Origin of the sequence: Novosphingobium acidiphilum DSM 19966 (genome assembly GCF_000429005.1) — a bacterium.
In the GTDB taxonomy this organism is placed as follows: Bacteria; Pseudomonadota; Alphaproteobacteria; order Sphingomonadales; family Sphingomonadaceae; genus Novosphingobium; species Novosphingobium acidiphilum.
The window spans coordinates 39,093-46,273 of sequence record NZ_AUBA01000023.1; the positions used below are offsets into that span (position 1 = coordinate 39,093).

Genomic DNA, 7,181 nt, shown 5'->3' on the forward strand with positions numbered 1-7,181 from the left:
CTTTTTACAGGCGTGTGACAAGGGTGTTGACTCACTTTGGCTATGACGCATTATCAATCCCGGACGCTTGTCATGAATGTTGAATGAACAGGCGCCTTCATGGGACCTATACGACGAGTCATTGGCGTGCACTTTGGTGCACGGCGCTAAAGCGGGAAACCGGTTTTTGGCGACGCACAGGCCGTGCCGCCTTTCGCCTCCCCTGCCTTAGCACGGCGCACCATGCCGCATTGCAGCATGGCCGCGATGACTCGCATCTTTTGCAACAAGGCGCCCGGGCGATGGCCGCGCGGGGCCAGGGGGTTTGTTTACCGCAGGGGAGCGCAAGCGATGGCACGACAATCTGATCGGCGGTCACGGTTTCTGGGCATGTTGGGGGCCACAACCATTCTGGCCGGAGCGGCACTGCCGGGGATCGCGCGGGCGCAACAGACCCCTGCCCCCGCACCGCCGTCCGCACCCGCGGGCGATGGCCTGACCGAAATCGTCGTGACCGCGACTCACGAAAAACAAAGCGTGCAGAAAGTGCCGATCTCGATGCTGGCGCTCAGCAGCGCTTCGCTTGACGAACGACAGGTTCAGGGCCTGTCGGATCTGGCGGCATTGCTGCCTTCGGTGTCGTTTGCAGGGCTTGGGCCGGGCCGCGTCACACCCTATTTCCGCGGGATCGTGCCGGCCGGTGGCAACTATGCCTCGGTCGGCTATTACCTGGATGACATTCCGATCACCGGCACCGGTGTGCCCGACATCCACATTTATGACATTGATCGCGTCGAGGCGCTGTCGGGCCCGCAGGGCACGCTGTATGGCGCGGGATCGCTGGCGGGGACAATCCGTTTCGTCACCAACAAGCCCAAGATCGGCAAGCTGGAATATGGCATCGACATCGAGGCCAACAAATATGGCGGCCATGGCGAAGGCGGCCTGATCGAAAGCTATCTCAATCTGCCGGTCAGCAACAATTTCGCCGTGCGCGTGATCGCCTATTATCGCAAAGATGGCGGGTTTATCAACAACACCCCCAACAACGGCACATTTAACGATGGCAGCTCGTCGACGCTCAATCTGGGCGATAATGTGCCATCAACCACCTATACGCTGAATAACGCCAATATTGCCAAAAACAACTATAACCCGATCTATGAATACGGCACGCGGTTGCAGGCGCTGTGGGAACCCGCGCCCGACTGGGAGATCATGCCCGAGGTGACCGCGCAGCGCCAGACCGCCTATGGTTATTTCGGCTATGACCCGCGCGTCGGCGATCTGCAGGTTCACGATTACGACCTGACCCGCCAGGACGACCGCTGGTACCAGGCCGAACTGTCGATCCACGGGCATATCGGCGATTTCGATCTGACGTCGGCCACCGGGTATTTCTATCGCCGGACCTATCTCAACAACGATTACACGTATTACACGGTCACCTATGACCGGTTCGGCCCGGGCTACGAAAACTATCTGCAGTTCTTTGACAAGAATGGCTGCACCGGCTCGGGCGCCACGATGAAATGCAGCACCCTGATCAACCCCACGCAATATTATCATTCGTGGACCACACAGAGCAAGTTTACGCAGGAAGTGCGGCTGAAAACCCCGGTAAGCTGGCCATTCGATGCCACGATCGGCGGCTTTTTCCAAAGCCAGTTCAACGAAAACAACAGCAACTATGCGATCCACGGCCTGGACAACATCGCCGGCTATACGGCGGCTGGCGGGCAAGAGGCCAACCCCGGCGGTTTCGGCATTCCCACAACGGCCGGCGGCACCATGGTGCTGGGCACCCCGGCGGTCAAAGGCGATACGTTCTATATCAATGAAAACAATCAATATTACCATGATGAAGCGGTGTTTGCCGAAGGGCATTACAAGATCACGCCCAATCTGAAAGTGACTGGCGGGATCCGCTATTTCTGGACCGATTACGAAACACTGGGTCTGGCGGGCGTCATGGCCTCGGCACACAGCACATCGAGTTCGCTTTATCTGCCGACCGGGACGTATGGCTGCCCCACGCCGTTGCCCACCGATGCGCGGCTGACGTGCCTCAACACCAATCCCGCGGCGCCCGATGAAGTGGGCCGCTACAAGGAAAAGGGTGAAACGCACAAGCTGGTGGTCGACTGGCAAGTCGATCCCGACAAAAACATCTATGCCAACTATTCGACCGGGTTCCGCCCCGGCGGTTTCAACCGGCCGTTGCGCATTCGCGGCTATGGCCTGGCCACGGTCAGTCCGTTTGAATCGGAAAAGCTCTCGAATTTTGAATTCGGCGTAAAAACCAAGTGGAACAATATCTTCCGGTTCAACGCGGCCGCCTATTACGAAACCTGGAACAATATCCAGTACAGCGTTGTCGTGGCCGGAACGCAGGGTGCAGGCATCACCGGAAACGCCGGCACCGCCCATGTGAAAGGCGTGGAATACGATGCCGACCTGAAACTGGGCAACGTCACGCTGTCGACTTCGGGCGCGTACAACGATGCGCGGCTGGCGCGAGATTTCTGCAACTTTGCGTTCAATTCGTCGAATTTGTCGATCGGGCAATTGCCCACCTGCACCGAAGGACAATACGTGCACAATGCCGACGGATCGCTGCAGATGCCGCTGGTTTCGCAGGTTGCGGCCAACGGTGGCACCCGTCTGCCGCGTCAGCCGATGTTCAAGGGCACCACCACGATCCGCTATGATACCACGATCGGCGCATACAAGGCCTTCGTCCAGGGCGCCGCGCTGTACCAGACAGGCGCTACGCAGAACCTCAACACATCGCTCGATGCGCTGCTGGGCGATACGTCGGGCTTTGCCAGTTTCGATTTTTCGGCCGGCGCGTCAAAGGGCCCGTACCGTCTGGAACTGTTCATCGAAAACGCCTTTGACGAACGCGGCGCGCTGACCAAGAACACGTTCTGTTCGATCACCTTCTGCGCCAATTCATCGCGCACATTCACAATCCGGCCGCAGTTTTTCGGCATCAAGCTGTCGTACCATTATCAGTAAAGGCCACTGAAGGCCGCCCCATGCTTTGCGCATGGGGCAATTTCCGGCGCAAGGGCACGCCGGTCAAAAAAAAGGCCGGCGAAAACGCCGGCCTGAAAAAAGTTTGGGAGAGGATGCCTGAAAGGCCCGCCCTGTGTGCCCACGCCATCGATTCGTGGCAAATGCACGTTAAGCTTTCACAGTTGCGCAATTTGCACGCATCAGGATCGATCGGCGAACAGCGCCTTGAGTTCGCGTTTGAGGATCTTGCCATTGGCGTTGCGCGGCAGCGTTTCGGGGTGGAAACGGATTGCCACCGGCACCTTGAACGCGGCCAGCCGTTCGCCGACCCAGGCGCGCAATTCGGCTTCGCTGGCGTGATGGCCAGGCGCCAGATGCACAATCGCCGCCGGTTCTTCGCCCAGCGTATGGTGGGGAATGCCGATCACCGCCGCATCCATCACCGCCGGATGGTCATAAAGTGCGTTTTCCACTTCGGCCGAATAGATGTTTTCGCCGCCCCGGATCACGATGTCCTTGGCGCGATCGACGATATAGCAGAACCCTTCGGGATCGAGCCGGGCCAGATCGCCGGTGCGCACCCAGCCATCGACGAACGTGGCCTGCGTGGCGTCGGGATTGTTCCAGTACCCTTTGACGATCATCGGCCCCCGGGCCCACAGTTCACCCACTTCGCCCGGCGCCATATCGACCAGCCGATCGGGACAGACCACGCGCAGATCGGCCACCGCCACCGCCGGGCCGCAGCTGTCGGGCCGCGCCAGATAGTCTTCGCCCACGATGTTGGTCACCGTGGCCATCGTTTCGGTCATGCCCCAGCCATTTCCCGGCCTGGCGCCGAACACCGCGCTGATTTTGCGCACCAGATCGGGCGCCGAGGGCGCGCCGCCGTAAGACACGGTTTCAAGCGACGACAGATCGTATTTTTCGCGATCGGGATGTTCGAGCAATTGCCAGGCGATCGTCGGCACGCCACCGGCCAGATTGATACGTTCGCGCTCGATCAGCGCCAGGGCGGCGCCCGCGTCCCAGCGGCGCATGAACACCAGCGTGTTGCCGGCATAGACCGATCCCATCAGCACCGCGCTGCACGCGGTGACATGGAACAGCGGGATCGAAACCAGCGCGGTCTTGGGGCTGGGCGGTGGCGGCACCTCGCCGCGGCGCAGAACGGCCGAGGCCGCGACATAGGCGCTCGACAGGATATTGGTGGTCAGATTGCGATGCGTGCCCAACGCGCCTTTGGGATGGCCGGTGGTGCCCGAGGTATAAAAAATCGTCGCCTCGTCATCCGGCGCCAGATCCGCCGCGGGCAGATCGCGATCGGGCAACGCGCCATAGCCGTGCGGCGTGCCGATCACGCTTTCCAACGCGACCACGCCCGTCGGCACCGTACCCAGCCGCGCGCCCAGCACATGCGCCAGCGCGGGAATGTCGCCGCGCAAAGGCAGCACCCGATCGATACGTTCGCCATCGGCAATCAGCACGCTACAGCCTGCGGTGTTCAGGCCATAGGCCAGTTCACCTGTCGTCCACCACGCGTTGAGCGGCACGCAGATTGCGCCGAGCGTGGTTACCGCAAAGAACGCCACCGGCCATTCGGGCAGATTGCGCATCGCCAGCGCCACCCGGTCGCCTGGCCCCACGCCCAGATCGCGCAGATGCTGTGCCAGCGCCGCCACCGCGCGAAACCAGCCTGCGAACGTCACGCGTTCATCCTCGAACACCAGGAACGTGCGATCGCCGTGGCCACGCCCGATTTGTGCCAGCGCGCGCAAATGCGCAGGCGCATTCTTCCACGCGCGGAACGTACGGCCGTGCGCGGCCACCTCGACCATTTCAAACGGCGCGCCCGGGGCGCACAGCATGGCGCGGGCTTCATCCAGAGTCATCGTTTTCTCCCAAACCGATCCCGGTAATCCGGGTTACAGCATCGCCTCGATCAGCACCGGGCCCGTGGCGGCCAGTGCGTGTTCCAGCGCATCGCGAAATTCGGCGACCGTCACGACCCGCTGCGCCGGCACACCCATCCCGGCGGCCATCGCACACCAGTCGAGCCGCGGATGATCCAGGCTGAGCATCGACAGCGCCTTGGGCCCCGCGTTTTGTACGCCGACACGCGAAAGTTCAATGTTGAGAATGGCATAGGATGCATTGTTGAAGATCACCGTAACAATGTTCAGCCGCTCGCGCGCCATCGTCCACAGCGCCTGCAGCGTGTACATGCCCGATCCGTCGGCCTGCAACGCGATGACCTGGCGCAAAGGGGCCGCCACCGCCGCGCCCACCGCGACCGGCAGCCCCTGCCCGATCGCACCGCCCGTCACCATCAGCCAGTCATGCCGCGCCGCACCTTTTGTGGCGTCAAACAGCGCCGCAGCCGCGGTCAGCCCTTCGTCCGATACGATCGCATCTGCGGGCATCAGTTCGGCGAGCACCGCGCCGATGGCCTGCGCGTCCAACCGGTCTCCGGCCGGCGGGTTATCGCGCGCCTGAATGCCCACCGGGTCCGCCGGGGCGCCCAGCGCATCGGCCAGCGCGGTCAGCGCGTGGAGCGCATCTTCACGCAGACCCGCCAGCCGCACAATCTGTGCATCGGGCGGCGACAGCGCGCCGGGCTTTCCCGGATAGGCGAAGAACGCCACCGGCGGCTCGGTGCCGCAGACCACGATCGTGCGATACGGCGCCAGATAATCGGCCGCCTGTTCCCCGAAATAGGGCAATTTGTCGATCGCCATCCGGCCTGCGCCGCGTTGCAACCGCGCGGCAAATGTTTCGCATGCCAGGCGCGCACCGGTCACCGCAGCAATCCGCCCGGCGGCAACCAGCGCCTCTTCGCGCAAGGCCCGCCCGCCCAGCAGCAGCAGCACCGGGCGCTGGGTCGATCGCAGCGCCCGTGCGGCAGCGGCAATCGCGGCATCGGGCACGCGGGGCGCAGGCGGCAAAGGGCGCGGCGCAACCGGCGCCGCGCCGCCGTTCCAGGCATGGTCGGCGGGCACGATCACCGTGGCAACTTTGCCCGGCCATTCCATCGCCGCCAGATAGGCTTCGGCGCCGGCCTGCGCCAGATCGCGCGGCGATTGCGCCATCCGCACCCAGTCGGACATCGGCCGCGCCACCCCTGCCGCGTCCGAGGTGAGCGGGGCGTTGAAATGCAGGTGATACGTCGCATGATCGCCCACCATGTTGATCACCGGCGATGCCGCACGGCGCGCATTGTGCAGATTGGCCAGTCCATTGCCCAGCCCCGGCCCCAGATGCAGCAACGTCACCGCCGGCTTGTCGGCCATCCGGGCATAGCCGTCGGCCGCGCCCGTCACCACGCCTTCAAACAGGCCGAGCACCGCGCGCATCCCGGGCTGGCGATCGATCGCGGCCACCAACTGCATTTCGGATGTTCCGGGGTTGGCAAAGCAGGTGTCGACCCCGCACGCGCCCAGCGTGGCGACAAACGCCTCTGCCCCGTTGAAAGTCATCCCCTGCACCCTTTTCGCGCCACCACACCGCGCCCATCGTGCAGCGTTGCGGGTCAGCGTCAAGTGCACAAAACATGCCGGCCGGCCCTGCCGTTACGGCAAGGCGGGTGTGGCAATCGCGATAACCGCCGCGGTCTGTGCTGCGCCATCATCGCAACACGTGGAACCGCATCAGCGGGGCCGGCAATCGAGGTGACGCCAAGCGGCCCACGCCGGCCCACGCCGGCCCAGCCAGTAATCCGGCGTATAATCGCCCCATGCAATATTAAGTGCAAATACGTAATTTCAATTTACGAAATATATGTTCGACATACGATCTGCATTTATCAATATTTACTCTTTACACGCAAACTTGACAATCAACTTTGTCAATGACTAGGCGGCGTGGACAAATTTGGGGTTCTCAATCATCGAGCGTCACAAGCAGGCACGCCCGAAAGGTGCCTTCCGCAGTGTCCTGCCGGTGCCAGATTTTGACGACGTTATAATACTCGAAAAAGCCTTCCGTATCTCGGGCAAGGTGTTCGCCAACGCGCGGCAGGAAGTCGAAGTCGGCTACGAATAGTAGCTTTTCCGGATCCTCGCCCTCAAACACTTCCACCAAAGCCATAAAGTCCTCCGTGCAGGCATAATTGCAATATTGGCCAGTCCCGGCAACGCCTTACGCTGAGAACGATTGACGAGGCGCGAGAGGATTGATTCAAG

The 7,181-nt window shown here is 62.2% G+C and carries 4 protein-coding genes; 1 reads left to right on the forward strand and 3 read right to left on the reverse strand.

The window, feature by feature from the left end:
• Positions 1 to 369 precede the first annotated feature (369 nt).
• Positions 370 to 3,000 (forward strand): TonB-dependent receptor, encoded by a 2,631-nt coding sequence (locus tag G404_RS0116020; protein WP_245584561.1) that lies wholly within the window; start codon positions 370 to 372, stop codon positions 2,998 to 3,000.
• A 200-nt stretch (positions 3,001 to 3,200) separates the two neighbouring features.
• Here the strand turns inward: G404_RS0116020 and G404_RS19430 are convergent, their stop codons facing one another.
• The 3 genes from G404_RS19430 to G404_RS0116035 form a co-directional block, all read right to left on the reverse strand.
• On the reverse strand, positions 3,201 to 4,892 hold the full coding sequence (locus G404_RS19430; RefSeq protein WP_051280858.1) for a class I adenylate-forming enzyme family protein: 1,692 nt from the start codon (positions 4,890 to 4,892) through the stop codon (positions 3,201 to 3,203).
• A gap of 33 nt (positions 4,893 to 4,925) precedes the next feature.
• The gene (locus tag G404_RS0116030; RefSeq protein ID WP_028641979.1) at positions 4,926 to 6,476 is read right to left on the reverse strand and encodes an acetolactate synthase large subunit; all 1,551 of its coding nucleotides are present in this window, start codon (positions 6,474 to 6,476) and stop codon (positions 4,926 to 4,928) included.
• A 403-nt stretch (positions 6,477 to 6,879) separates the two neighbouring features.
• Positions 6,880 to 7,086 (reverse strand): hypothetical protein, encoded by a 207-nt coding sequence (locus G404_RS0116035; RefSeq protein ID WP_028639520.1) that lies wholly within the window; start codon positions 7,084 to 7,086, stop codon positions 6,880 to 6,882.
• Positions 7,087 to 7,181 lie beyond the last annotated feature (95 nt).